1 protein-coding gene is annotated in these 225 nt (G+C 56.9%); it reads left to right on the top strand.

The features are described from left to right. The coding region (locus ALO80_RS09105) for a TraC family protein (protein ID WP_144434212.1) at positions 1-225 on the top strand (225 nt) is incomplete at both ends.

Here is a 225-nt window from a genome sequence, read left to right as displayed (position 1 = left end):
TTGACCTCCATATCCAAACCCGGAGGTTTGTTCGACGACACCAAAGTGTCTCAACTGCCCTGGCGCGGACAGCAACGCAGGGTTCGCATGGTCGTCTACCGGCGTAGCACTGGCGATGGGCTGGTTCGAGGCCAGACGCCATCGATGTACTTGAAAAACATCTGCGAACGCCTGACTGGAGGTCTTGCCAACGCAGGGATCAAAACCCGGCGTATGGATCACCAT

The sequence above is a fragment of the Pseudomonas caricapapayae genome (assembly GCF_001400735.1).
GTDB lineage: Bacteria > Pseudomonadota > Gammaproteobacteria > Pseudomonadales > Pseudomonadaceae > Aquipseudomonas > Aquipseudomonas caricapapayae.
The sequence above is the reverse complement of the archived record's forward strand: the minus strand, read 5'-3'. Positions and strand labels throughout refer to the sequence as shown.